Annotated in this window: 23 protein-coding genes and 1 other RNA gene; 11 read left to right on the top strand and 13 right to left on the bottom strand. The window is 36.9% G+C overall.

Features of this window, described 5'->3' with window-relative positions:
- Positions 1-65: 65 nt before the first annotated feature.
- The 10 genes from ACFPVY_RS03915 to ffs all read right to left on the bottom strand — a co-directional run bounded on the left by ACFPVY_RS03915 (position 66) and on the right by ffs (position 9,742).
- Positions 66-749 (bottom strand): recombinase family protein, encoded by a 684-nt coding sequence (locus tag ACFPVY_RS03915; RefSeq protein ID WP_379790450.1) that lies wholly within the window; start codon positions 747-749, stop codon positions 66-68.
- Between the two features lie 340 nt (positions 750-1,089).
- Complete coding sequence (locus ACFPVY_RS03910) at positions 1,090-1,506, bottom strand: hypothetical protein (RefSeq protein WP_379790448.1); 417 nt, start codon at positions 1,504-1,506, stop codon at positions 1,090-1,092.
- Positions 1,507-1,556: 50 nt separating this feature from the next.
- The gene (locus tag ACFPVY_RS03905; RefSeq protein ID WP_379790447.1) at positions 1,557-1,901 is read right to left on the bottom strand and encodes a hypothetical protein; all 345 of its coding nucleotides are present in this window, start codon (positions 1,899-1,901) and stop codon (positions 1,557-1,559) included.
- 1,246 nt (positions 1,902-3,147) lie between these two features.
- Positions 3,148-4,344, bottom strand: a complete 1,197-nt coding sequence (locus ACFPVY_RS03900; RefSeq protein ID WP_379790446.1) for a PBSX family phage terminase large subunit — start codon at positions 4,342-4,344, stop codon at positions 3,148-3,150.
- A gap of 16 nt (positions 4,345-4,360) precedes the next feature.
- The gene (locus ACFPVY_RS03895) at positions 4,361-4,678 is read right to left on the bottom strand and encodes a hypothetical protein (RefSeq protein WP_379790445.1); all 318 of its coding nucleotides are present in this window, start codon (positions 4,676-4,678) and stop codon (positions 4,361-4,363) included.
- A gap of 689 nt (positions 4,679-5,367) precedes the next feature.
- On the bottom strand, positions 5,368-5,592 hold the full coding sequence (locus ACFPVY_RS03890) for a hypothetical protein (RefSeq protein WP_379790444.1): 225 nt from the start codon (positions 5,590-5,592) through the stop codon (positions 5,368-5,370).
- A complete protein-coding gene (locus tag ACFPVY_RS03885) occupies positions 5,592-6,047 on the bottom strand; it encodes a hypothetical protein (protein ID WP_379790442.1) in 456 nt (151 codons plus the stop codon). Before ACFPVY_RS03885 ends, ACFPVY_RS03890 begins: the two co-directional genes overlap by 1 nt.
- A 405-nt stretch (positions 6,048-6,452) precedes the next feature.
- Entirely contained in the window at positions 6,453-7,781 is a 1,329-nt protein-coding gene (locus ACFPVY_RS03880; protein ID WP_379790440.1) for a tyrosine-type recombinase/integrase, read from the bottom strand.
- 156 nt (positions 7,782-7,937) lie between these two features.
- Entirely contained in the window at positions 7,938-8,741 is an 804-nt protein-coding gene (locus tag ACFPVY_RS03875) for an SDR family oxidoreductase (protein WP_379790438.1), read from the bottom strand.
- A 902-nt stretch (positions 8,742-9,643) separates the two neighbouring features.
- Positions 9,644-9,742, bottom strand: an RNA gene (gene ffs, locus ACFPVY_RS03870) — signal recognition particle sRNA small type.
- 88 nt (positions 9,743-9,830) lie between these two features.
- Here ffs and ACFPVY_RS03865 point away from each other — a divergent pair.
- From ACFPVY_RS03865 to ACFPVY_RS03855, 3 genes are all read left to right on the top strand, one after another.
- Positions 9,831-10,892 carry a glutaminyl-peptide cyclotransferase gene (locus tag ACFPVY_RS03865; protein ID WP_379790437.1) on the top strand — a complete coding sequence of 354 codons (1,062 nt, stop codon included), beginning with the start codon at positions 9,831-9,833 and terminating at the stop codon, positions 10,890-10,892.
- Between the two features lie 4 nt (positions 10,893-10,896).
- The gene (locus ACFPVY_RS03860) at positions 10,897-11,583 is read left to right on the top strand and encodes a carboxypeptidase-like regulatory domain-containing protein (protein ID WP_379790435.1); all 687 of its coding nucleotides are present in this window, start codon (positions 10,897-10,899) and stop codon (positions 11,581-11,583) included.
- Between the two features lie 101 nt (positions 11,584-11,684).
- The gene (locus ACFPVY_RS03855) at positions 11,685-12,518 is read left to right on the top strand and encodes a prolyl oligopeptidase family serine peptidase (protein WP_379790434.1); all 834 of its coding nucleotides are present in this window, start codon (positions 11,685-11,687) and stop codon (positions 12,516-12,518) included.
- 35 nt (positions 12,519-12,553) lie between these two features.
- Here ACFPVY_RS03855 and ACFPVY_RS03850 read toward each other — a convergent pair whose 3' ends face one another.
- From ACFPVY_RS03850 to ACFPVY_RS03840, 3 genes are all read right to left on the bottom strand, one after another.
- The gene (locus tag ACFPVY_RS03850) at positions 12,554-13,192 is read right to left on the bottom strand and encodes a hypothetical protein (RefSeq protein WP_379790433.1); all 639 of its coding nucleotides are present in this window, start codon (positions 13,190-13,192) and stop codon (positions 12,554-12,556) included.
- A 122-nt stretch (positions 13,193-13,314) separates the two neighbouring features.
- Positions 13,315-15,201, bottom strand: coding sequence for a molecular chaperone DnaK (dnaK, locus tag ACFPVY_RS03845; RefSeq protein ID WP_379790432.1), 1,887 nt, complete (start codon positions 15,199-15,201; stop codon positions 13,315-13,317).
- Positions 15,202-15,788: 587 nt separating this feature from the next.
- Positions 15,789-16,757 carry an endo alpha-1,4 polygalactosaminidase gene (locus ACFPVY_RS03840; protein WP_379790431.1) on the bottom strand — a complete coding sequence of 323 codons (969 nt, stop codon included), beginning with the start codon at positions 16,755-16,757 and terminating at the stop codon, positions 15,789-15,791.
- 302 nt (positions 16,758-17,059) lie between these two features.
- On the opposite strand from ACFPVY_RS03840, the gene ACFPVY_RS03835 reads away from it, so the two are divergent.
- The 8 genes from ACFPVY_RS03835 (at position 17,060) to ACFPVY_RS03800 (ending at position 26,102) form a co-directional block, all read left to right on the top strand.
- Positions 17,060-18,484: an L-serine ammonia-lyase gene (locus ACFPVY_RS03835; RefSeq protein ID WP_379790430.1), complete on the top strand. Its 1,425-nt coding sequence runs from the start codon at positions 17,060-17,062 to the stop codon at positions 18,482-18,484.
- A gap of 203 nt (positions 18,485-18,687) precedes the next feature.
- A complete protein-coding gene (locus ACFPVY_RS03830; protein WP_465254361.1) occupies positions 18,688-20,040 on the top strand; it encodes a sigma-54-dependent transcriptional regulator in 1,353 nt (450 codons plus the stop codon).
- Positions 20,041-20,212: 172 nt separating this feature from the next.
- A complete protein-coding gene (locus ACFPVY_RS03825; protein ID WP_379790429.1) occupies positions 20,213-20,494 on the top strand; it encodes a DUF7674 family protein in 282 nt (93 codons plus the stop codon).
- An 86-nt stretch (positions 20,495-20,580) separates the two neighbouring features.
- Positions 20,581-20,658: a potassium-transporting ATPase subunit F gene (locus ACFPVY_RS03820; protein ID WP_379790976.1), complete on the top strand. Its 78-nt coding sequence runs from the start codon at positions 20,581-20,583 to the stop codon at positions 20,656-20,658.
- A 3-nt stretch (positions 20,659-20,661) separates the two neighbouring features.
- On the top strand, positions 20,662-22,350 hold the full coding sequence (gene kdpA / locus ACFPVY_RS03815; protein ID WP_379790428.1) for a potassium-transporting ATPase subunit KdpA: 1,689 nt from the start codon (positions 20,662-20,664) through the stop codon (positions 22,348-22,350).
- A gap of 20 nt (positions 22,351-22,370) precedes the next feature.
- Entirely contained in the window at positions 22,371-24,440 is a 2,070-nt protein-coding gene (gene kdpB / locus ACFPVY_RS03810) for a potassium-transporting ATPase subunit KdpB (protein WP_379790427.1), read from the top strand.
- A gap of 12 nt (positions 24,441-24,452) precedes the next feature.
- Complete coding sequence (locus ACFPVY_RS03805) at positions 24,453-25,013, top strand: K(+)-transporting ATPase subunit C (protein WP_379790426.1); 561 nt, start codon at positions 24,453-24,455, stop codon at positions 25,011-25,013.
- A gap of 3 nt (positions 25,014-25,016) precedes the next feature.
- Positions 25,017-26,102 (top strand): porin, encoded by a 1,086-nt coding sequence (locus ACFPVY_RS03800; protein WP_379790425.1) that lies wholly within the window; start codon positions 25,017-25,019, stop codon positions 26,100-26,102.

The raw sequence follows: 26,102 nt of genomic DNA, 5'->3' as shown, positions 1-26,102 counted from the left end.
TAAAACATGTTATAAATTGTTAAGGTTAAGGTATTCCATAGATACTGATGTTCAGTTACATAATCCTACCCTTTCAACAGTCTCATGGTCTGCGTATGGTGGTAATCCTTACCTGTGGATGTCTTGAAACCGTTTTCATTCAACAAGGCTGTTATCTGCACACCGTTGAAGTTACCACTTGCTTTCAATGATAGTGCGAATGCTTTTGCTTTCATAAGGTTTGGATTGGATGCCACACGTACTTGGATAGCTTGTTGTCCTTTCGCCCAATATTCCTTTTTGAATTCTGATTGACCCAATTTGGTTATCCTGTTGCCCTTCTTTGATATGTGGAACCCATTCGTATCAATATTGGTTTTGATGACCCGTAAAGCCGCTGTCGTGCGCTCCTTAACCATTTCAACTTCACGTTCTGCAACTGCCGCTATAATTGAAATGGTGAAGTTATCCATGAAAGGCATGTCGCAACATTTGAATGGAACTTTTGATTCCATTAGCGATGTGATGAAATGTAGATTACGGGACAACCTATCCAATTTCGCTATTAATAGTGTGGCATCTTGTTTCTTTGCGTACTCGATTGCTTTGGTCAGTTCTACTCTGTTGTTATTCTTTCCCGAATCCTTTTCCACATAGGTCGCTAATATGGTATCATCGTGTTGAATGAACCGTTTTATCGCTTCGCTTTGGGCATCCAATCCAAGGCTTTGATTTTGGGTGGAAACCCGCATGTATGCTATATATTTCATAATATTTTATTTTAAAATTTAACTCTCTTTTCTTGCGCATGTCGCCAGAATTTACGTACTTTACGTTGGTCTCTTATACTGAAATTTTGAGGCCGATATGAAAGGGGCTCACGCCCCTTTTTTTAAACCCATAATATCAGTGATACCACGATACCAGTTATTAATATTCCTGCCATCAGCCCAACACATAGGCTAATTTCAATTACTTCCCGGACTCCTTTGTCTGTCAAATATCCATTTGATTTGTCGATGTGGATTCCATGCAACTTTTTAAAAATGAATCCTGCTATATCTACCTTCATATCGAATAATAAGGGGGTTTTTACGCCCCCATTTTTTGTTAGTCCCTATTTATTATTTCTTCTGTAAGTTCCTTATAAACTCGGGTGTTGTCCCACCAGTACAGCCATTTACCATCCTTAAAAAGATATGCGTAATTATCATGTCTTAACGTACTCATTTCGGTGTGGGTGTGTGGTTCCGTTTCGTTCCACTTATCACCCCGGTCCCGATGGTAAAAAACCGTTGTATCATCATCGGGTTGCATGAATTTGTGATTGTCTGTACTAGCTTCAATCTTTGCACCAAGTGATGATATATCACCATGCGATATGAGTTCCTTAACTTTTTCCAATGTGTTGTAATTGTGGTAAAGAATCTTACCAACCCAACTTGGGTAGCCATCCCAATGTGAATAAACATCCGTGTAAGTTTCTGTCTGTTCATCATAATAAGCTATAAAACAACGTGTTGCCATAATTTCAAAGATTTTAAATTAGGGGGCTGGCGCCCCCATTTAGATTAATGTTAAAATGTGTACCCTTGGATAAATTCGATTTCCTTATCGATGGTGGTTTGAAGTGAATCAAAATATACTTCACGTATGACTTTGATTTCTTGGTAATCCTTATCCAGCAGTCTTACTGTGTACGTATCGTTCCAAGCCAGTGTAATAAGGACAAAATCTTTGTGATGGTGTCCATCAACTTTTAATAGCAACGCTTTGGTGTAGCCATCTGCATCGGGTTCCAGTGCGAGGTGATGTGATACGCCCCAAGTCCAATAAACTGTTAAAGGACTTTTTAAAACCTGCATGGTTTCTAACCAAAAGAAATCCCTTTCAAGGAATCCCTCAATTTTTTCTTTTTTCATAATGTCAAAGAGTGTTAATTAATATTCTACTGACGTAAAGATACGAGCAAATAAACACTTTACAAACGAATGTATGATAATTGTTTATATCTCTTTTTTATTCTCTATCAACACTTTATCAGCTTTACTTATAGTAATACTTTAACATAATTTGAGCAAATGATATCACAAAATAAATATGTGAGTTATAAAAATATGCGGGCGCATTCCTACAATCTCGAATACTCCGCCACTCATGCCTGTGTGAGGTTGGGGCATTTTAAAGGGCTGTAATGAGCGATAATGAAATAGATGTGGATTTTGATTTCCTTTGGGAATTATGCGTTTAAAATCAATGGAAATTATGGGTATTTGTCCCATAAGACCTACTAGATACAGTCCGAATTTATCGATTATTTGGGCCTTTTGGGATATTTGGGAACGATTCTGGCGACAAATCCCCATTTTTCCCAATGAATTGAATTATTTGAATAGTTTCATGTGAATTGGGTCTAATTGTTTCTTGTAGGAAAAACCATTGTTGGCAAAGCCATAGCGATTCCGCCCCTAAATAGAAATTGTTTCAGTTGTGGATAAATGGGAGGTTTGTGCAAGGAAATATCTTGCAAGCGATAGTGTTTCTGCATCGCCATTGAAACTTGGAAGCTACATTTTGGCTTGCATAAAGCAAATACTGGTATATTCAACTTGAAAAAGTGGCACGAAAGAAAAAAAATAGATAGAAATATGGGGTATTGACGGAACTTTATTCGTATTAAGAATCCTATATTTTGCAGTATTTTACAAAGCTATCTGTTTTGTAATACGCTGATTTACAAACATATAAAAATACACTAAATTTGATACACCAAGTTTAGTGTTGTTCAAAACTATGTCCAATTGTGGATAAGTTTGGCTTTTTTAAACCGCAAGAAATGACAATCTTTGTTGTACAGAATATCCGAAGATTCTGCTAAAAAGAAAACCCCTCGGATTGCCGTCCAAAGGGTTTAGTATAAACATCTAAATCAAGCAAAATGATAGACATTATTAGTTTAGTGTTGGTCTTCCTGATAGTTCGGGAATCCAACAAGTAGAATTCACATTTAGTTATCTTAAATTTACTGACCCTGCGAAAGCGGGGTCTTTCTTTTCGACATAACAAAATTAAACTTTTTATACATACGCGCGTATCACGTGCGCAATATTTTTCTAACTTTATTTGTTGATAACCTCTACTTCCTGCATCATCACTACCTTTATGTTGTTAATGAATATAATAAACTCCATCACTATCTTTTAATTTATCAGTAATTGCATATCGAGCGGCATCAATAATATGGTTCCATTTATCAATTGGGGTTTCATCATCTTTCCAGGCGTAGTTGTTCAATTCCATGGCAAGGTTTTCGCCCTCAATTATTAGCTGGTAGTCCTTCATCAGCATGATACCTTCTTTAACTGACCCAGCACCCTTCTTACATCTTCGAATATTCAAACCCGAATCTTTCATTTCATCAATCAATCTACCTTCACTGCTATCACCTACAATTGTTCCAGATCCTGCAACATCGTGAAACACCTTTGTTAATTGGGATGTGTTCAACCCTTTCTTATATAGATGTTCTTTGAGGTATATTTTCCTTTCTATCTTATCCACGTAAGTTTCAACCAAAGTCGATGGGTCAATACTATACCCCCAATCGGCGCCATATACTGAATCAACATCATGGGGAAATGTTCCAAACTCCCAATTGGTGAAGATTACACCTTCCGACTTGTCCAGCCATCCGCCCATGACTACGTGTTGATACTTATCATGGTGGTTCAGCTTCATCAGTCGAATTTCTTCCAAGAAATCCTCCGAAAGGTGTGGGTTATCTTTATATGTACTATGGATATAACATGTGTTGCCTTTTATTCCGTTAAACCCTTCTTGGACATTTCTTTCTTGGTAAAACTTTCGATATATCCAATGGGTTTTCGTTGCAGGATTCAGAATCAGTATCACCCGGTTCTGCTTTGTCCGCTGTCTGATGGAAAGATTTATTTTATCGAACGTTGCTTCATCGGTTAGCTCCTCACCTTCTTCGACTACCAATGTAGTTATCCCGGCGATAGATTTTAGTCGGGCGGTGTTGTCCCCATTGGATGAACGAATACCCATGAAGATTATTGATGAACCTGATTGGATGTTTATGATTTCGCCCTTGGTTATTCTGAAATGTTCGGACAGCCCAAGCAGTTCAATCTTTTCCAAAATTTCGGGAATAATCGAAATATTTGCAGACACCATTGTAAGTCTTGTAAAAAGAATCTTATGCCCGGCTTCGAAAGTTAATAGTATAAGGAAAATGGTTGCACTCCACGACTTCCCGGACCCACGACCGCCATTTATGATAGTGTATCTTCCTTCGTGTTTAAATAGGTTTTGGTATTTCGGATGGATTTTTATTTGGTTCAATAATCGGCAATTATTTTTAGAGGTCATCAAAGTCGATGTCATCGGTGGGAAGAACATCAAAAGAAATGATGTCTTTTAAGTCAATCGAACTTACTGTGATATTACTTTCGGTTTCGATTTTCTGCTTGGGTGTTCCATAGACGTAACTGAACCAAAGCTTTAAACATTCGACATTGCCCCCACGAATTTTTCCCTGCAAAACAGCAATAGCTTCATCAGTGAAATTGTCAGCAGTTAGCTTTTCGAGCATTTTGATTTCTTCGGGTTTCGGTGGTCTGCCCGCACCTGCCCTTACACCACCGTTGTGTTTCCTACCATCGGGTTTATTACTCATTTTGTTTGGTTATTTTTGATTGTCGATTAAGTTCATCCACTATCGACTTATAGCTTGTAATAAGGCTTTTTAAGGTGATGTCCTTGCTCAACTTATAGTTTTCATCGCTTATGATATTCTGTTGAATAGCAACGATATAAATAAGCTTAATCCTTACATTTATTTCACCATCTGCCACATACTTTTTATATCGGATTATTGCGCCGTTATGATAGATAAAACCAAGGTTGAAAAGTTCCAGGACCCAAATGATTTTACTTTTTAGCATGCTTCGGGTTTAGATTAAATAGGATGATTTTCACCCAGAAGGACAAAGCGAATGCCTGCCCGATGGTTATGTATGGTAGTTCTGTTAAGTAGTCAACCAAGAATAACCCGGTTAGCCAGATGATGGCTGCGTGAAAGCTGAATTTCAATAAGTGAAATATTAGATTCATTATCACGAATGTTGTTCGGCTTGCCGTTATCATTCGATTGGCATACCATCTTTGTAGTCTTTTCATTTTAGTATCTTTTCTATTTTTTCTTGTCGGTCAATAAGGATTTCCGCGATTGTCAATCTTCGGTGTTCCCGGACCATATCATTTTTTACTTGTTCCAGATGCTTATCACTTTCGTGAAATGATACACGCCTTTGCAGGTCGTTAAATTCTATAACATAGCAGTGGTTGGCGTAATCCTCATAAATTTCAAACATGCTTTGCTTTAAGGATTTCCGCTTCTTCCATGGCTTTTTGAATCAGGTCACTGTACTGAATCGTGTAAGTCTGACCAAGGTGTTCAAACTCGAAGTGCAAGTATTCAGATTCTTGGTTGAATTCCAGTTTGTAATGCTTAATGAAATCACAGTAGTATTTAAGCAACTCCATGTGGAAGTATTTGCCAAATGTGTCGATAGTGTTTATATCTTCCATTAGATTTCATCTATGTTTTGCGAGTATTCGGCCAGGTATAAATTCCAAAGTTTTTCACGCAGCTGGATGATTGTACTAGGACACTGGCACGGTGTAAGTCGAACGCCAAATGTCCTATTAGACAAATAGAAAATTTCATTTCTATCTTCTGCACCAATAGTATTAGCGTGTCTGATTCGTTTTAGGAATTTTATATCATCATCGTTCAAAGGTTTTGCGCGCTTGATGAATGGGAACATTTTGTTGAGCTTTGCTTGACGTTCTTTGCAAGCATCGCACTGTTTGATGCCTAGTAATTGTGTTCCTTTTTTAATTAAGTCCCCGAATCCTTTTATTGAATCATCGTCAATCATTTCTTCGGGAACTGGTTGAACAAGTTGTTGTTGTTCTTCTGCTCTTTTCTTTTCTGCCCTTGCAAGTGCAAGTTCGACAGGTGTTAGTTTCTTTTTCTTCATACACTATATATTAATTTGAATGAAGTCCCATTTGGTGGAAATAAAAAGACCAGCAAATTAGCTGGTCTTTCCAAAAAAAAATTAAATAATAAGTTTCACAATTCACACCAACCTTTCAAGGCATTTAATTCTAACAATGTAGATTCGAACCCCAAGACATCTTCTGTTTTTGATGTCGATGAACAAGCCTTTCAATGTTGGTGCTACATTGATTATATATTTTTTTAAGGAGGAAGTTGTGAAAAAGATTTTCATTTTGGTAGATTTATTTTATTTATATATAAATCTTCCATAATGTTTTTTAAGTGTGGTGGATTTTTTATAGATTTGTATTTATACGTTCAAAGAAATTTGAGTTAGTATTCTACTAAAAAAAGGGACAGTTTCGGCTGTCCCTTTTTGATTTTACTGAATTAACTTGCGAAGCTTGTTTGCGATGTCAATTTTCTTATCCATATCAAAATTCTTTGATAAGTACCCTTCCGTTATTTTGACAGAAGAATGCCCAAGCGATTTACTTATATCATAAATGGACAGGTCAGCTTTTATCAATAGGCTAGCATAAGTATGTCGAAAGGTGTGAGTCGATAATCTCTTACAATCTAAATTAAAATCCTTTCTGACATGTGCGAACTGTCTCCGCAACTTGTTTGAAGCTACTGCAAACTTCTTATGTTGTTCCGCCGTAAATTCCATCTTTTTATCGTAGTCCGCTAAAATTTCGCGGCTTTCCAACCAAGGCATCACGAAATCTTTTTTCTTCCTTGACTTTATATGTTTACGCACGGCAGCCAAATTATTTTCATAAGACATTTGATTCCTTTCCTCCTGCGATAGGACTACGGACTTTGGGAACGGTGTCGGGCGGTGTGGATTAAATTCAATGACTTTGGGCATTTCGTAGCGTGGCAAATTCCATATCCATAATAGCGTGTTCACCAGATCGGGCGACCAAGGAACATCTAATGTTTTTGTATTTTTTTTAGTCACATAGGTAATTCCGTATTCATCGAAATTTTCAAAACGCATCAGAAGTGCATCACTTATTCTTGAACCGTTTGTAAAAAGCTGGAACAATCCAATTTTAATTGGTTGAATGTATAGATAGTTGTCATCTGCTTCCATCAATTTTCGGATGTCGGCAATAGACAGCAGTTCCTTTACCTTTTTTTCTGTTTCCACCTTCACCTTTTTATTGAGTGAACGTAAATTGTGATGGTAAAGATTAGATTCTTTCGCATTTTCCAAAATGGATTTCAAAACGACAAAATACATTTTGATTGAATTTCCTTGGACACCTCTCGCTACAAAATAGTTTTTGAATCCGACAAGGAAATCCATGTCTGCCATATCGAAAGTTAGTACGGAAATCTTTTGCTGACCCATATATTTTTCCAGATTAAAAAGCAGTGAAGTGATGTTTTGCTTGCTATTCATATTGGCGACAATTTCTCGCCTTTTTTTTATGTAAGCAATTAAATCATCAGTCTGAATTTTTCCGAATGGGTCGTCGCCAAGATTTTCCGAAATAGTTATGTTGATTTTGTTATAATCAATTTCAGTATTTTTTCGGAACGCTTTAAAATCTTTGTTGTAGTATAATTTGAAATGCTTCTCTGAAATCTTTATACCGAGCGATTTCTGTTTCTTTTTTCCTTCACCATTGTAAAAAGAAATTTGCAATATACCATCCTTATCGGATTTGTTTTTTTTATGCAGAATTACTGTCGCCATATTGTATCATTTTATTCCGCTAATGTATGAAAAAAGATTGGCGTTTAGGCTGATATTTTAATCAGGTTGGCGTTGGGTTGGCGTTTTTGAATTAAAATAAAAAACCCTAAACCATTAATTTATAATGGTTTAGGGTTTTTGAATACATGCTCTAACTTACAATTTATAATGATTCATCAGCATTTTTTCATAGACTTTATCAGGCAAGATTCGCTTTAAAACAATTGAGAATTTCTGCATAAAAACGCCTACTTTATAATGTACTTTTGGAACCGGCGTTTCAATGATTTTGTGAATTGCAATTGCCATTTCATTTGGATTACTACCAGAGTTTACATGTTCGTCCATCATTTTTAAGGTGTTACCATATGGTTTTTCATAAGCGGAACCTTTGATTAACGGCGCATGAAATCTACCAGAAGCTATATTTGTAGCAAAATCTCCCGGAGCCACGTTTGTGATATGAATTCCGAATTCTTTTACTTCCATGCGAAGTGCTTCTGTGATTAATTCTAACGCACCTTTTGAGGCCGAATAAACGCTTCGGTATGGCAATCCCATATAACCTGCAATCGATGTGATGTTGATTATTAATCCCGATTTTTGCGAACGCATTTGTGGCAAAACGGCTTTCATGACCTCAATTGGGCCGAAGAAATTAGTCTCAAAATTATTTTTAATTTCTGATGTCGGGATTTCTTCTAAAGGTCCGGTTATGCCGACTCCTGCGTTGTTAATTACCACATCAATTCTTCCTGATTTTTTGATGATTTCAGCAACAGCATTTTGGATGGATTCTCTGTTTCTGACGTCAAGCGCGACTAACGGAAATTTTGAATCTGAGATGCGTTCTGGATTTCGGCTGGTTCCATAAACGGTGTGTCCTTTTAAGGTTAGATATTCGCCTATCGATTTCCCGATCCCTGAGGAACCGCCAGTTATTAATATTATTTTTGACATTTTTTTATTTTGGATTTTTCGATTGTTCGAGGATTCGATCGTTCAAAATTTGCGGGTAAATTTAGTGATTTTTGGGGAATGTTTTGCTTGGATTTTAACGCAAAGTTTTGAAGGATTCCGCAAAGTTTCGCAAAGTTTTCCAGAGAGATTCGCGGAGGTTTTTGAATAGTAACAGGCTTTAGCCCGTTTGAGATATTTAAGTTGTAGAGTTGGCTTTAGCCTAAATTTTGTTTGTCGGTTTTAACGCAAAGTTTTGAAGGTTTTCGCAGAGTTTTTTCTCGCAAAGGCGCTAAGACGCAAAGTTATCATCGATAGGAACGGGCTTTAGCCCGTTTGAGATATTTAAGTTGTTGAATTGGCTTTAGCTGAAATTTTGATTGTGGATTTAAACGCAAAGTTTTGAAGGTTTTTGCGGAGTTTTTTCTCGCAAAGGCGCTAAGACGCAAAGTTATCATCGATAGGAACGGGCTTTAGCCCGTTTACAAATTGACGTTATGCAAATTGGCTTTAGCCGAAATTTTGTTTGTCGGTTTTAACGCAAAGTTTGGAAGGTTTTCGCAAAGTTTTTGTGAGAGTTATTTCTCGCAAACGCGCTAAATCGCAAAGCTAAAAGAAGGAAAGAAAAAGAAAGAAAAGACAAATCGCTTTGCATCTTAGCGCCTTTGCGAGAATATGTATTTCAAAGTTTGTCGACAACGATTGGTCCATCCCGATGAGTCGGGAGTTTAAAGAAGGCGAAAAGTGTTTAACTAGCCCCGATTGGTTGCAGTAGCTTTTTCTTCCGTTTTCGGAGAAAAACTACTGCAGAAAGCGGGAATTACATTTAAAAAATGCCTTGGGTTTGGCTTCGGAAAATCGAAAGTTTTGGGCAAAAAAAAATCCTCCGAAGTGGAAGATTAAAAAAATGGCAAGCGACCTACATCGCACCGCTACAACCGCTTACCCTTGCTGCGTTCCCACCCTGGGGGAGTCTGCAGGAGCTGGTCGTGTAGGACTTGCCGGTGCAAATATACAATCTTTTTATATTTTTGCAAGCGAATTGGCAGATATAAAATATCGTTGTATATTGCTATAATCAATTTTAAAACAATGAAAAAACATAAGTTATTAGCTTTCATTTTATTAGGGAGCATAATTATTTCTTGCGGGGACAGTGAAAGTGATAAAAAAAATTTATTCAGCATTGATTCGGCGGGTTTAAAAGCGGTTTATAAGCCGGAAGAATCGGTTTCTTTGCTACTGAAAAATGAAAAGGCGAAGGCGATTGATTCTGTAATTTATTATCTGAATGAAAAAAGAGCTGGTGCGGTGAAAGGAAATGCAAAGTTGGATTTTGCTTTGGCCGAAACTAAATTGGGTTATCAAACCGTAAAAGCGTTGGTGTATTATGAAGGTCAAAATGTGGAAATTGACACAAGGATTGAAGTGGTTTCGAGCGTAACTCCAAAGTTATTGAAATATACGATTGTAAATACATATCCGCACGATGAGACTTCTTACACGCAAGGTCTAGAGTTTTATCGCGATACATTATTTGAAGGAACAGGCCAAAGAGGTTCTTCTAAATTGATGAAAACCGATTATAAAACCGGAAAAATCTATCAATCTGTAAATATCGACGGAAAATATTTTGGCGAAGGAATTACGGTTTTAAACAATAAAGTGTACCAATTGACTTGGCAAGAATTAACAGGTTTTATTTATAATGCGGATAATTTAAAGCAAATCAGCACTTTTGAATATCCTAAAAAGGTGGAAGGCTGGGGATTGTGCAACGACGGAAAAGTGTTGTATCAATCTGACGGAAGCGAAAAAATTTGGGTTTTGAATCCTGAAACTTTAAAGGAAGTAGATTATGTAAATGTGTATTCTGAAGCAAGCAAAGTGAAAGCCGTGAATGAACTGGAATGGGTGGAAGGAAAAATCTATGGAAATGTGTACCAAAAAGATGCCGTTGCGGTGATTAATCCGAAGTCTGGTGCGGTGGAAGGAATTATCGACTTGAGAGAATTGAAGACCAAAATTAATATGATTGGCCACGATCCTGGAAACGACGTCTTGAACGGATTGGCATATAATCCAAAGACAAAAACGCTTTTTGTGACTGGAAAAAAGTGGAATAAAATGTTTGAAATCAAGATTACGGAGTAATTAAATGAGTAGTAAAATCAACATATCGATACCAAAGCCTTGTCACGAAAACTGGCAGAAAATGACTCCTTTGGAAAAAGGAAGGTTTTGTGATTCGTGCCAAAAGCAAGTGTTTGATTTTACAAAATCTTCTGATACTGAAATTCTTCAAAAATTTAATTCAGAAAAAAATATCTGCGGCAGATTTTTAAAGACGCAATTGGAAAGAGACATTGTTTCCCAAAAGAAAAAAAGTAGTTTTTGGATTGCTGGCGCTTCTGGAATTTTGAGTTTTTTAAGCTTGGGAAATCAAGAAGTTTTCTCTCAGGAAGTTAAGATCGAACAAACTGAAAATACTACAATTTCTCAACAACCAACTTCAGTTTCTAATGATAAAATAAGTGGAAATATTAGAGATAGTTTAGACATACTTCCTGGTGTAACTATTACAAATAATAGATCAAAACAAACAACTAGTTCAGATTTTGATGGGAATTTTAGCATTAAGGCTTACATTGGCGATACGTTAACATTTGAATACATGGGAATGGAAAGCCAAACTCTAACTATACAATCTATGGAAAATATTTCAATTTTTATGAAAGAAGATCCTGAAATGATTGATTCAATAATTTATACGGTTGGTGGCGCCTTTAAGTCACCAACTTTCTTCGGAAGAATTTTTCGCTCCATTGGAAATATTTTTAAATAACAGAAACCGAGCCAAGTGCTCGGTTTTTTTATACTTAAAAGTTAAAAAGAATTTCTAGCATTAAAATTTTTCCGAACTTCATAGAAACAAAATCATTGGCTATGAAAAGTTACATCTTATTATTATTTCTAGCGATTTTTTCAAGCTGTTCGCCTGATGACGCTGCTCCTGTCTCTTCAAACTTGAATGCAGAAACGTTGCTGAATGTTTCGTATGGAAATAATCCACAGCAATTAATTGATATTTATTTGCCAGCTGGAAGAACTTCTTCCACTACAAAAGTCTTGTTTTTGGTTCACGGCGGCGGTTGGACAAGTGGTTCAAAAAACGATATGACTGCACTTGCTTTTGGACTTCGGTCTCAGTTTCCTGATTATGCGATTGTAAATATTGGCTACCGTTTGGGAACTTTAGAATTGCCTGCTTATCCAAATCAAATTAATGATATTCAATCGGTCGTAAATTATATGGAAAGCAATAATTTCAATGTTTCAAAACAATACGGATTTCTAGGAGTCAGTGCTGGTGCGCATTTGTCGCTATTGTATTCCTATAAATTAGATACAGAACATAATGTGAAAGCAATTTGCAGTATCGTTGGCCCGACAGATTTTACTGACCCAGCTTATGAAGGACACGCTGGCATTGAAACGACTTTGCCTTACTTGGTCGGACAAAATCCGCCAGAGAGCATTTATGCAGAAGCGAGCCCGATTACGTATGTTTCAGCACAATCTGCAAGCACCATTCAATTTGCCGGAAACCAAGATCCGCTGATCCCAACGTCACAAGGAACGCGCTTAAAACAGAAATTAGACGATTTTAATATCACGAATAAACTTCACGTTTACAACGCTGGCCACGGCGATTTTAATCCCGTCGATGCACAAGATATTAATGTGAAACTGATTGCTTTTTTAACGGCACATCTTTAAATAAAAAACCGAGCAAGTTGCTCGGTTTTTCGTTTTTATGCTTTCTTCTTTTTTGCCGGAGCTTTCGCTGGAGCCGAAGTAACAACTGGTTTCCCTTCCACATATTTTTTGTCGGTGGCATTAAATGCAAAACTATTTTGTTGTGTTTTATTCTTTTGCTGAATGTCTCCGTCTGGAGTTAAGATAAATTCAAAGCCTTCTCTCCTAACTTTTTCTTGCGTTTCAGAAGCATTTTTTAATCGGTCTAAAAATACTTTTTCGGTGATATTTGTAGTGGACTGTTGGTTTGAGAAAAGTTTTGTTTTGGTAGAAACATCGTAAACTTCTGAAAATAATGTAGATTTTATTTCTGTTTTTAAATCAGTTTTATTGGTCGTTTCTTCCGTCCACGTTAAAAGATAAAGTGGCGTTCCTTTTGCCATGAATGGTTTGATGGCGCAATCTTTTGGAGAACTGTTTGCATCAACGGTTTTGATTCCGATGGTATCTTTTTTGGCTTTATTGTTTACGAATAAATAGAAATTTCCTTTTACAATTTCTGCTGTGAGATTATCGGCTTTCGCCAAAGCTGTTGAAGTCGTCTTTGCAGGAACTTTACCTTTGGCTTTCTTTTTTTGTCCGTAAGAAATTATCGTGCAAAGCAGTATTAAAATGAGAAGTGCGGTCTTTTTCATATCTTATTTTTTTTAGAATGCCTAAAATACGAAAAATATGAAAGTAGAATTGTTAAAGTATTGAACAAAAAAAAGCCCTGATAAAAATATCAGGGCTCTTAAAAATATAATCTAAAAAGTGATTATTTCACTTCTTCGTAGTCAACATCTTGAACGTTGTCTCCTTGATCACCTTGTGGTTGTGCATCTTGTGGAGCACCTTGAGCATCACCTTGCTTGTACATTTCCTCAGAAGCATTTTTCCAAGCTTCGTTGATTTTGTCTAAAGCTGGTTGAATTGTAGCCACATCTTGGTTAGCGTGAGCCATTTTCAATTCAGTCAAAGCATATTCGATAGCTGTTTTGTTTCCATCAGATAATTTCTCTCCGAATTCTTTCAATTGACTTTCTGTTTGGAAAATCATGCTGTCAGCTTCGTTCAATTTCTCGATTTTTTCTCTTGCAGCTTTGTCAGAATCAGCATTTGCTTCTGCTTCTTTTTTCATTCTTTCGATTTCTTCTTGAGTCAATCCAGAAGAAGCTTCGATTCTGATATCGTGAGATTTACCAGTCCCTTTGTCAGTTGCAGAAACTTTGATGATACCATTAGCATCAATGTCAAAAGTTACTTCAATTTGTGGAACACCTCTACCTGCTGGTGGAATTCCATCAAGGTGGAAACGACCAATAGTTTTGTTATCTGCAGCCATAGCTCTCTCACCTTGCAATACGTGGATTTCCACAGATGGCTGGTTGTCAGAAGCTGTCGAGAAAACTTGAGATTTTTTTGTTGGGATTGTTGTGTTAGACTCAATTAATTTTGTCAAAACACCACCCATAGTTTCGATACCTAAAGATAAAGGTGTAACGTCTAATAACAATACATCTTTAACGTCTCCAGATAAAACTCCACCTTGAATTGCAGCACCAATTGCCACAACTTCATCAGGATTAACTCCTTTTGATGGCTTTTTGTTGAAGAATTTTTCAACTTCTTCTTGGATTTTTGGGATTCTTGTAGAACCTCCAACCAAGATAACTTCGTCAATATCAGACACATTCAAACCAGCATCTTTCAACGCTTTTGCTACCGGAGCCATTGAACGTTTTACTAAAGCGTCAGTCAATTGGTCAAATTTAGCTCTTGACAATTTTTTAACCAAGTGTTTTGGTCCTGTTGCAGTAGCTGTAACGTATGGCAAGTTGATTTCAGTTTCTCCTGTAGAAGACAATTCAATTTTTGCTTTCTCAGCAGCTTCTTTCAAACGTTGCAATGACATTGGATCAAGACGTAAATCTAAACCTTCTTCAGCTTTGAAATCTTCAGCTAACCAGTCAATAATTGTTTGGTCAAAATCATCTCCACCTAAGTGAGTATCTCCATTTGTAGACAATACTTCAAAAACTCCATCTCCTAATTCAAGGATAGAAATATCAAAAGTACCACCACCTAAATCATAAACTGCAATTTTTTGATCTGTACCTTTTTTATCCAAACCATATGCTAAAGCAGCGGCAGTTGGCTCATTGATGATACGCATCACTTTTAAACCAGCGATTTCACCAGCCTCTTTTGTAGCCTGACGTTGCGCATCGTTAAAGTAAGCAGGAACAGTAATAACTGCTTCTGTAACTGTCTGACCTAAATAATCTTCAGCCGTTTTCTTCATTTTTTGAAGCGTCATTGCTGATAATTCTTGTGGCGTGTAAAGACGACCATCGATATCCACACGTGGCGTATCGTTATCACCTCTTACCACAGTGTAAGGTACATTTTTAGCTTCAGTAGCGCTTTCAGAGAATTTATTTCCCATAAAACGTTTTACAGAAGCAACAGTTTTTGTTGGATTGGTCACTGCTTGTCTTTTTGCAGGATCACCAACTTTGATTTCTCCACCTTCAACAAATGCAATTACTGATGGCGTTGTTCTTTTTCCTTCAGCATTAGGAATTACAACTGGCTCGCTTCCTTCCATTACAGAAACGCAAGAGTTTGTTGTTCCTAAGTCAATTCCGATTATTTTACCCATTTTATTTTTATTTTGTTTCTATTCTAATTTTTTGAACTCGGATAGTCATTAGACAATCTTTGTGCCAAGTCAGAAAATTTTAAAAATTGTCAGTTTTTGTAAAAAGTGACATTTATTGATATGACAAGATGACATTTTTTTATTTAGAAGCGAAACAGCAGTAAGTTATCAGCCATCCATTTTCCCGCTGGTGGCACTCGCTTTCCACGGCTTGATCAGCCGTGAAAGAGCTCAAACAAAGCCACCATCGGGGCTATTCGAGAAACAAAAGGCATTTTTTTAAACTCCCGACTCATCAAAACGGACCAATATTGTCGATCTTTTAAAAGGTTTTCAAAACCTGTTAAGTATATTTTAAAAAACAAAACCTAACAGGAGAAATACCTGTTAGGAAAAAATCCTTGTCATCCGTGTTCAAAAAAAAACATTTTCGACATTGTAATCCCGAGCGCAGTCGAGAGAAAGTAACGAAAAGAAAATTCTTGAAAATTTCTCAAATCCGTGTCATCTGTGTGCAAAAAAACACAATCAAATTAAAAAATTCGAGCAAATCAGCGAAATCCGCCAAAATCCGCGTTCAAAAAAGTCTATTCAAAATATTCAAATCCATCAATAATATCCAAATAAACCCCATCAAAATCAGCCGTCAAAATCTTATCCAAATAAGAGTCAGAACCTCGAAAAATAATATCCTGCCAATCGGCATTCCAATATTTAACTTTAAAATTCCCCGTCCAATCCGGATTTTCAGCCACAATCCAACTTGGTTTCGAAGCATTCCAAGAATTTTCCCAATAATAACGGTAATCTTCCACCTCGCCAATTGACATATAACAAATCACGATTCGCTTGCCACCATTCGCTTTATTCCGAAGCTGATTGATTTCAGAAGCCGTAAAAGCTTCGTCATTCAAAAACAAATCCATAATTATAGCATCATAATTCGTAGCCGTAACCGCATTGATAAAAGCACTTTTCGAAGCAAAATTCACCGGATTCACCAAATACAAAAAGTTTTTTGCCTGAGATAAATTCGCAATCACATCCGCATTCACATTATAAGGATTCCCACTCGGAATAACCGTCAAATTTCGATCTGGCGCTGCATAAGAAATATAACCGCCGGCAAAATTCTGCTGATAAGAAGTGACCATTTTTGAAGGTGTTGAACAATAATCTGTTACTAAAATCTTCTTGCCATTATTCTTTGAAACATTTAAAAGCCCTTTCAAATAGTTAGAATCTTCCGTTGAAGTGGCTTGGTCATCATTATCATAGCCAAAAAGCAAATCTTCCTGACCATTTCCATCGATTGCATTCAAATAAGCATGCGAAATTGCGCCACCTTCTTCTCCATTTTCAGTCACCAATTCAATTCCGTTCTGCGGAATCACTGCAAAATTCGGCTTCACTCCTTTCGCCTTTTGGCTGATTCCAATCACAAAATCGCGCATATCTTGATGGAAATTTCTATCCTCAGAATTCGACGAATTTTCATCATCAGAATTGCAACTTAAAACGGCAAAAGCCAAAAACAGAAATAAGATTTTTTTCATAATAGGGAAATTTATAAGAAGAACGCAAACTAAATCATTTTAGTTCGTACAGTCGAGACAACACTAGAAAAAAAATCTGCGAAAATCCGTCTAATCCGTGTCATCCGTGTTCAAAAAAAAATAACGCAATCAAATAAAATTCAACCAATACGTAACAAAACAAGTCTGCCAATTTGTACTAAAAAAACCAATAACTTTACCACATTTTCAAAATAACAATCAAATACTACAGAATTAATAATTTTACAACGTTTGCGAAGCCTTAAAAAATATATATTTGCACAAATTTGCGTTATAGATTTATGGAAGAATGTATCTCGGTTTTTGACATGCTTAAAATTGGTGTTGGCCCTTCAAGTTCCCATACTTTGGGACCTTGGCGAGGCGCCGAACGATTTTTAGAAGAACTTCGTGACGAAGAAATTTTAAGCAAAGTCATCAGAATTAAAGTCGATTTGTTCGGTTCGCTTTCACTTACCGGAAAAGGTCACGCCACAGATTTGGCCGTGATGCTCGGTTTGACTGGTGCTGATCCAGAATTTATTCCAATTAAGAATATCGACAAAATCATTGCTTCGATTAAAAAAAATAAAGAATTGAATTTGGCCGGAGAAGTTATGATTCCGTTTAATATGGATGCCGATATTATCTTCAACAAAAACTTCCTTCCCTTTCACTCCAACGGATTTTCGTTTACAGCTTATACTTCTGAAACCGAATATGAATCAACATTCTATTCTATCGGAGGCGGTTTTGTGGTGAAAGAAGAACGAATCAATGCAAAGAAAAAACTCGAAATAAAATGCGCTTTTCCGTTCCCAATCCAGCGTGCGGATGAGCTTTTAAATTATACAATTCAAGAAAATAAGAGCATTTCAGAAATCGTTTATGAAAACGAAATCTCGATGCGAACGCCTGAAAATGTGCATTCTGAGTTGATGCGCGTTTGGCACACGATGTTAGAATGTATGTACATCGGCTGTCATTCTGAAGGAATTCTTCCGGGAGGATTGAACGTTCGTCGTCGTGCTTTTGACATGCACCAAAACCTTATTGGTTTAGCCAATTATTCAAATCCACAAGAATGGCTAGAATGTATCAGAAAAACGGAAGTAAAATTTCGTCAAATCTTGAAATGGGTTAGCTGTTTTGCTTTGGCAGTCAATGAAGTAAACGCCGCTTTGGGAAGAGTTGTGACGGCTCCAACTAACGGAAGCGCGGGCGTAATTCCTGCGGTTTTAATGTATTATTTGGTTATTGAAAACCATGATGCTGGCGAAAAAGAAATCAAGCAATTTTTGATGGTTGCCGGCGAAATCGGTAGTATTTTCAAAAAAGGAGCTACAATTTCAGCAGCAATGGGCGGATGTCAGGCAGAAATCGGAGTTTCATCGGCAATGGCTGCGGCGGCTTTATGTGAATTGATGGGCGGAAAACCGGCTCAAGTTCTCATGGCCGCTGAAATTGCGATGGAACATCATCTTGGTTTGACTTGCGACCCGATTGGCGGTTTGGTTCAAATTCCGTGTATTGAAAGAAATACAATGGGTGCGATTAAAGCGATTAATGCGGCAGAATTAGCGTTAGAAACTGATCCAAAAAACGCAAAAGTACCTCTAGATAAAGTAATTAACACAATGTGGGAAACCGCAAAAGACATGAATACGAAGTATAAAGAAACTTCTGAAGGCGGTTTGGCAATTAGCGTGAATATGGCGGATTGTTAAATTGGGTTAAGGGTTTGTTTATCTTGCAAGGTTTGAAAACCTTGTAGGTATATTTTTAAGTAATCTTTCACGCCTAAAAGTAAAAAAATCATTGCAGGATGGTTTAACATTATCAATAATGTGGGATTAATTTTCGATAAATAAATATCCTCCAATTTTACTTTCAATTATTCAAAAGACTAATTTTGCTTAAAATTACTGCTTTGAAAAAAATCCTGATTATTGACGACGAAGAAAAATTGCGCAGTCTTATGGCGCGAATTATTGGCTTGGAAGGTTTTGAAGTTATTCAAGCTGGCGATTGCAAATCGGGATTAAAAAAATTAGACCAAAATTCTTTTGACGTCGTGCTTTGCGATGTAAAACTTCCGGATGGAAACGGTGTTGATTTGACAATTTCTATAAAAGAAAAATATCCTCAGATTGAAATTATACTTTTAACAGCTTACGGAAATATTCCGGATGGCGTTCAGGCTATAAAAAATGGTGCTTTTGACTATATTGTAAAAGGTGACGACAATAATAAAATCATTCCGCTTCTTCATCGCGCTATCGAAAAAAGTGGTCTCACACAGCGAATTGCTCAACTCGAATCAAAATTAGAAACTAAGTATTCGTTTGATGGAATTGTTGGAACTTCAAAAAATTTACTTCAAGCTATTGATTTGGCAAAAAAAGTTTCAGTAACTGACACAACCGTTTTGCTGACAGGTGAAACCGGAACCGGAAAAGAAGTTTTTGCTGCAGCGATTCACCAATCAAGCTTGCGAAAAGACCAAAGTTTTGTGGCAATAAATTGTTCCGCTTTCAGTCACGATTTACTGGAAAGTGAAATGTTTGGCCACATCGCAGGTTCATTTACCGGCGCTTCAAAAGATAAAAAAGGGTTGTTTGAAGAAGCCAATAACGGAACTATTTTTCTAGATGAAGTGGGTGAAATGGCGTTAGATTTACAAGCAAAATTACTTCGCGTGATTGAAAATGGAGAATATATTAAGGTTGGAGAAAGCAAGCCAACAAAAGTAAATGTCAGAATTATTGCTGCGACAAACAGAGATTTAGCTAAAGAAATTGAGATTGGGCATTTCCGCCAAGATTTATTCTATCGTCTTTCGGTTTTTCAAATTCAATTGCCTTCGTTGCGTGACAGAACTATTGATATCGAACCTTTGGCTAATTATTTTCTGAATTTTTTCGCTTTAAAAACCAACAAGAAAATTAAAAATTTATCCGGAGAATTTGTGCAGCTTTTAAAATTGCACACCTGGCCGGGAAATATCCGAGAATTGAAAAATGTCTTGGAACGAAGCGTGATTTTAGAAACTGAAAATGTTTTGACAACAAGCTGTCTTCCTTTAGAAATTCAAAATTTAAAAGCATCAAAAACTAATGGCGAAACTCCTGTATTGTCTGCTTTTTCATTGGCTTCCGCCGAAAAAATTCATATTCAAAAAGTATTGAATTATACAAATCACAACAAAACTGAAACTGCAAAATTGCTTAATATTGCCTTGACAACTTTATATAGAAAGCTTGAGGAATATAAAATAAGTTAGAAAATCTGCAAAAACCATATCGTTTTAAAAGTCCCAACCCTATCGTTTCGATAGGGTTTTCTTTTGGCACAAACTCCAAAAAACTTTAATCATAAGAAAATAAACACTTTAGGGAACAGTCCAAAAAACTGGACTCTAATTTGGCATAAGGCTTCAAAAATAACTTAATCATATGAAAAATTTCAATGATAGCCTTATCAAAAAAATGGAACGACTTGCTGAAATAACCATCAGCAGCCTGCAACTCGGGAAAATTACTCGTGTAAAAAGATGTCTCGAAATCGCCGAAGATTTATTGCTCAAAGGAAACTCAGAGATGAAAAATGCGATTACAAATGTCTATGTTTTTTCTGTTTCCCATTATATGGAATTCAACAGAATCGCAATTTCAAAGTTTTTTCCAAAGACACTTTACAAAGAATATGTAAAACAAATTAACACTTCTGGAGTATGATGACCGCCACTTTAATTCTCGTCGGGCTGATTCTTTTTGCCCTTGTGTATTTCTCGATTTATTATTTTGATAAAATCTAAAAAACTATGGTAGCCCTTTTAATTATTGCAATTGCGGTTTTTGTTTATATCATTTATGTTTTACTTAAACCCGAAAAATTTTAAAAAATGAATACAGAAATTTTAGGAATTGTAGCAATGTTTTTACTCACTTTGCTCCTGTCGATTCCATTAGGAAAATATATTGCGAAAGTATATTTAGGCCAGAAAACATTTTTAGATCACGTTTTAAATCCGATTGAGAAATTCTTCTACAAAATAAGCGGAATCGATTCAAAAAAAGAGATGAATTGGAAACAACATTTGGTAGCTTTATTAGCCATCAATGTGATTTGGTTTTTATTAGGAACCGCGATTTTAATGTGCCAAGGCTGGCTTCCGTTAAACCCTGATTCAAACCCAAATATGACGGCTGATTTAGCATTTAATACAATCATCTCTTTCTTGGTAAATTGTAATTTGCAGCATTATTCAGGAGAATCAGGTTTGAGTTATTTGAGCCAGCTTTTCTTGATGTTCTTGCAATTTGTCTCTGCGGGAATCGGATTAGCTACAGCCGCAGTTTTATTCAACGCTTTAAAGGAAAGAACCACCGAATTTCTTGGTAATTTTTATAACTATTTCATCAAATCTTGCACCAGAATTCTATTACCAATATCAATAATCGTTGCAGTAGTATTATTGTTCAACGGTACTCCGATGACTTTTGAAGGAAAGCAAGAAATGACGACTTTGCAAGGCGAAAAAGTAGAAGTTTCCACTGGGCCAGTCGCAGCATTTGTCGCCATAAAACACGTGGGAACAAACGGTGGCGGTTTCTTTGGAACAAATTCTGCACATCCTTTAGAAAATCCTAATTATTTGACAAATGTCGTTCAGATGATTGCTCAGATGATTATTCCTTTTGCGATGGTTTTTGCTTTAGGTTTTTATCTGAATAGGAAAAAATTATCGTGGATGATTTTCGGAGTGATGACTGTCGGATTCCTCGCTTTGACAATTCCAACAGTTATTACTGAAATGAACGGAAATCCGGCAATAACTCAAATGGGAATTGACACTTCTGCTGGAGCAACTGAAGGAAAAGAAGTTCGTTTTGGAGCTGCGGCTTCGGGATATTGGAGCATTGCAACAACGGTAATTTCCACAGGTTCAGTAAATTCTATGCACGACAGCGCAATGCCTTTGTCAGGAATGAACCAGCTTTTAGCAATGATGGTCAACTGTTTTTACGGAGGCTGTGGTGTTGGAATCTTGAATTTCTACATCTTCATCATTCTTGCGGTTTTCATTAGCGGTTTGATGGTGGGAAGAACGCCAGAATTTTTAGGAAAGAAAATCGAAGCTCGGGAAATGAAAATCGCGATGATTATTGCGCTACTTCATCCGTTTTTAATTTTGGTTGGAGTGGCACTTTCTACTGCATTTCCAGCACTTGGTGCGAGTACTTTAAACAATCCTGGCTTCCACGGATTCAGCGAAATTGTTTATGAATACACGTCTTCGGCTGCAAATAACGGCAGCGGTTTTGAAGGCCTTGGCGACAATAATCCCTGGTGGAATATCACAACCGGAATCGTTTTATTGCTTTCAAGATTTCTGCCAATCGTCGGCCCAATTGCCATCGCTGGAATTTTAGCTTCTAAAAAGCACATTCCAGAAAGCGCCGGAACTTTAAAAACCGATACGTCAACTTTTGGATTAATGGTTTTTGCCGTAATTTTTATCATTGCAGCATTGTCTTTCTTCCCAACATTGACTTTAGGTCCAATTGCAGAATATTTCACTTTATATTAATCTACTGATTTTCAAATTATATGAAAACTCAAAATAAATCATTATTTCAAAAAGAGCTCATGCGCGAAGCATTTCTTCAGTCTTTTTTTAAATTAAATCCAAAAACGCTCTTCCGAAATCCGATTATGTTTACGGTAGAAATCGGTACAGCCGTCATGCTTGCGGTTTGCATTTGGATTTTAACAGGCGAAACCTCGCAAGGAAGTTTTGCTTACAATTTCACCATATTCATCATCTTATTCATGACGCTTTTGTTCGCTAATTTCGCCGAAGCAATTGCCGAAGCAAGAGGAAAAGCACAAGCCGACAGCTTGAGAAAAACGCGAGAAGAAACACCAGCAAAGAAAATTTTTCCTGTTGGAGAAATGCGCGTTGATGAAATTCAAATTGTTTCATCTTCGAGTCTTGTGAAAGGCGACATTTTCATCTGCGAAGCCGGCGATGCGATTCCCACTGATGGTGAAATTATCGAAGGGCTTGCCACGATTGACGAAAGCGCAATTACTGGCGAAAGTGCTCCGGTAATTCGTGAAGCCGGTGGCGATAAAAGCTCGGTAACCGGCGGTACAAAAGTACTTTCTGATAAAATAAAAGTACAAGTTACTACCGAACCTGGCGAAAGCTTTTTAGATAAAATGATTGCCTTGGTCGAAGGCGCTTCTCGACAAAAAACACCAAATGAAATTGCTTTGACTATTCTTTTAGCGGGTTTTACCTTGGTTTTTATCATCGTATGCGTGACGCTGAAACCATTTGCCGATTACGCAAATATTAACATTACAATTGCAGCATTCATTTCCTTATTTATATGTTTAATTCCCACAACAATCGGTGGTTTATTATCAGCAATTGGAATTGCCGGAATGGACAGAGCTTTACGTGCTAATGTAATTACTAAATCTGGAAAAGCGGTAGAAACTGCTGGAGACATTGATGTTTTGCTTCTTGATAAAACGGGAACCATCACCATTGGAAACAGAAAAGCAACTCATTTTTATCCTTCAAAAGGAATTTTAGAAAGTGATTTTATAACTGCAAGCGTACTTTCATCTTTGGCTGATGAAACTCCTGAAGGAAAGTCAATTATTGAGCTAAGTGAAAAGTTAGACGTAAAAGGTGAGACCAAAGCTATTCTCTCACATCCATCATCTCACATTTTACAAACGATTAAATTTACGGCTGAAACCAGAAGCAGCGGCGTCAATCTTTCTAACGGAAAAATAATTAGAAAAGGTGCTTTTGATTCCATCCGAAATTTATCTGAAAAAGCAGGAAATCCTTTTCCGAAAGATACAGCCGAAAAAGTCACAGAAATTTCGAGTAACGGTGGAACGCCACTGGTAGTTTCTGAAAACGATAAAGTTTTAGGTGTAATAGAATTGCAAGACATAATCAAACCCGGAATTCAGGAACGCTTTGAACGACTTCGAAAAATGGGCGTAAAAACCGTGATGGTAACGGGAGATAATCCGTTGACTGCTAAATTTATTGCGGAAAAAGCAGGAGTTGATGATTTTATCGCCGAAGCAAAACCTGAAGATAAGATGAATTACATCAAAGACGAGCAAAAACTGGGCAAGCTTGTCGCAATGATGGGCGACGGTACCAATGACGCACCGGCTTTGGCGCAAGCAGATGTCGGCGTTGCGATGAACAGCGGCACTCAGGCTGCAAAAGAAGCCGGAAACATGGTCGATTTAGACAATGATCCTACAAAATTAATTGAAATTGTAGAAATCGGGAAACAGCTTTTGATGACACGTGGCACATTGACCACTTTCAGCATCGCCAATGACGTGGCCAAATATTTTGCCATCATCCCGGCTTTGTTTATCACAGCGATTCCTGCTTTGCAAAGCTTAAATATCATGCAATTGCACAGTCCCGAAAGCGCCATTTTATCAGCCGTAATTTTCAATGCAATTGTGATTCCGTTTTTGATTCCGCTTGCCTTAAAAGGTGTGACTTACAAGCCAATCGGCGCTTCAGCCCTGCTCCGACGCAATTTATTAATCTATGGTTTGGGAGGTGTGATCGTTCCTTTTATTGGAATTAAAATCATCGACATCATTGTAACTTTATTCCTTTAAATTATTTATAAAATGAAAAATCAGCTCATCATCGGATTAAAACTGACATTGGTCACTTTAATCTTTTTCTCGGGAATTTATACCGTTTTTATTTTCGGAATTGCCCAAATTTCTCCAAACCAAGGAAAAGGAATTATGGTGGAAAGTAACGGGAAAAAATTCTACAAAAATATAGGACAATCCTTCACTGAAGCCAAATATTTCAATTCACGTCCATCCGCAGTTGCCTATAACGCTGCGGGTTCAGGCGGAAGCAATAAAGGACCGAGTAACCCAGAATATTTGGCAGAAGTTCAGAAAAGAATTGATACCATTTTGATTCAAAATCCAGATATTAAAAAGAGTGAAATTCCTGCCGATTTGGTAACTGCAAGTGGTAGCGGTTTAGATCCAAATATTTCTGTAACAAGTGCAAAAGTTCAAATCAAAAGAATTGCAAAAGTCAGAAATCTTGAAGAAAAAAAATTAGAAGATTTGATTGCAACTACCACTGAAAAACCACTTTTTGGATTATTCGGACCTGAAAAAATAAACGTTTTAGCATTAAATATCGCTTTAGATAAATTGAAATAAAAAATGAAAAATGTAATTACAACCGCTTTTTTAGCGCTTACCACTTTGGGTCAAGCCCAAATTGACTCTACCGAAACCAAAAAAAATCCCTTAAAAATTTCAGGCTACGCCGAAGTTTATTACGCCTATGATTTTGGAACTCCAGAAAATAATACGCGTCCGAGTTTTATTTATTCGCACAATCGTCATAACGAAGTCGCGTTAAATTTAGGCTTCATAAAAGCAAATTATGAGAATGAAAAAGTGAGGGCAAATTTGGCAATAATGGCGGGAACGTATAGCAATGCAAATCTTTCTGCCGAAGAAGGTGTGATGAAAAATATTTTTGAAGCAAACGCCGGAGTGAAACTTTCTCCAACGAAAAACTTGTGGATTGATGCGGGAATTTTTTCTTCACACATTGGTTTTGAAAGTGCAATAAGCAAAGATTGCTGGACACTATCACGAAGTATTCTCGCCGAAAATTCTCCTTATTATGAAAGCGGTGCGAAAATTTCTTACACAACAGACAGCGGAAAATGGTTTGTCAGCGCTTTAGTTTTAAACGGCTGGCAAAGAATTAAGCGAGTCGACGGAAACAAAACACTTGCTTTTGGACATCAACTGACTTACAAACCAAACTCAAATATAACGTTAAACAGCAGTTCTTTCATCGGAAATGATAAGCCAAATAGTGATAAGAGAATGCGCTATTTCCACAATTTATATGGAATCTTTCAACTGAATCAGAAATGGGGGTTGACAGCTGGATTTGACATTGGGGCTGAGCAAAAATCAAAAGGAAGCGAAAGCTATAATTCGTGGTATTCTCCTGTTTTCATTGCAAAATATAAAGCTTCTGAGAAAGTAAGTTTGGCTGTCAGAGGCGAATATTATCAAGATGAAAACGGTTTAATCATTGCCACAGAAACTCCGAATGGATTTCAAACTTTTGGGTATTCTTTGAATTTTGATTATGCTATTTATGACAATGTGGTTTGGAGAATTGAAGGCAGAAATTTAAACAGCAAAGACGAAATTTTTACGGAAAACGGAAATCCAACGAAGCAAAATTTTATGGCAGTCACTTCATTAGCAATTTCATTTTAA

Source organism: Flavobacterium qiangtangense, assembly GCF_042658345.1.
GTDB lineage: Bacteria > Bacteroidota > Bacteroidia > Flavobacteriales > Flavobacteriaceae > Flavobacterium > Flavobacterium qiangtangense.
The sequence above is the reverse complement of the archived record's forward strand: the minus strand, read 5'-3'. Positions and strand labels throughout refer to the sequence as shown.

Coding starts and splice junctions, on each gene's coding strand:
- ACFPVY_RS03890 (WP_379790444.1), bottom strand. CDS start 5,592: ATGGAAGATATAAACACTATCGACACATTTGGCAAATACTTCCACATG.
- ACFPVY_RS03835 (WP_379790430.1), top strand. CDS start 17,060: ATGGAAGAATGTATCTCGGTTTTTGACATGCTTAAAATTGGTGTTGGC.
- ACFPVY_RS03915 (WP_379790450.1), bottom strand. CDS start 749: ATGAAATATATAGCATACATGCGGGTTTCCACCCAAAATCAAAGCCTT.
- ACFPVY_RS03805 (WP_379790426.1), top strand. CDS start 24,453: ATGAAAAATCAGCTCATCATCGGATTAAAACTGACATTGGTCACTTTA.
- ACFPVY_RS03865 (WP_379790437.1), top strand. CDS start 9,831: ATGAAAAAACATAAGTTATTAGCTTTCATTTTATTAGGGAGCATAATT.
- ACFPVY_RS03825 (WP_379790429.1), top strand. CDS start 20,213: ATGAAAAATTTCAATGATAGCCTTATCAAAAAAATGGAACGACTTGCT.
- ACFPVY_RS03880 (WP_379790440.1), bottom strand. CDS start 7,781: ATGGCGACAGTAATTCTGCATAAAAAAAACAAATCCGATAAGGATGGT.
- ACFPVY_RS03895 (WP_379790445.1), bottom strand. CDS start 4,678: ATGAGTAATAAACCCGATGGTAGGAAACACAACGGTGGTGTAAGGGCA.
- ACFPVY_RS03875 (WP_379790438.1), bottom strand. CDS start 8,741: ATGTCAAAAATAATATTAATAACTGGCGGTTCCTCAGGGATCGGGAAA.
- kdpB (WP_379790427.1), top strand. CDS start 22,371: ATGAAAACTCAAAATAAATCATTATTTCAAAAAGAGCTCATGCGCGAA.
- ACFPVY_RS03860 (WP_379790435.1), top strand. CDS start 10,897: ATGAGTAGTAAAATCAACATATCGATACCAAAGCCTTGTCACGAAAAC.
- ACFPVY_RS03855 (WP_379790434.1), top strand. CDS start 11,685: ATGAAAAGTTACATCTTATTATTATTTCTAGCGATTTTTTCAAGCTGT.
- ACFPVY_RS03800 (WP_379790425.1), top strand. CDS start 25,017: ATGAAAAATGTAATTACAACCGCTTTTTTAGCGCTTACCACTTTGGGT.
- ACFPVY_RS03905 (WP_379790447.1), bottom strand. CDS start 1,901: ATGAAAAAAGAAAAAATTGAGGGATTCCTTGAAAGGGATTTCTTTTGG.
- dnaK (WP_379790432.1), bottom strand. CDS start 15,201: ATGGGTAAAATAATCGGAATTGACTTAGGAACAACAAACTCTTGCGTT.
- ACFPVY_RS03820 (WP_379790976.1), top strand. CDS start 20,581: ATGGTAGCCCTTTTAATTATTGCAATTGCGGTTTTTGTTTATATCATT.
- ACFPVY_RS03885 (WP_379790442.1), bottom strand. CDS start 6,047: ATGAAGAAAAAGAAACTAACACCTGTCGAACTTGCACTTGCAAGGGCA.
- kdpA (WP_379790428.1), top strand. CDS start 20,662: ATGAATACAGAAATTTTAGGAATTGTAGCAATGTTTTTACTCACTTTG.
- ACFPVY_RS03840 (WP_379790431.1), bottom strand. CDS start 16,757: ATGAAAAAAATCTTATTTCTGTTTTTGGCTTTTGCCGTTTTAAGTTGC.
- ACFPVY_RS03910 (WP_379790448.1), bottom strand. CDS start 1,506: ATGGCAACACGTTGTTTTATAGCTTATTATGATGAACAGACAGAAACT.
- ACFPVY_RS03850 (WP_379790433.1), bottom strand. CDS start 13,192: ATGAAAAAGACCGCACTTCTCATTTTAATACTGCTTTGCACGATAATT.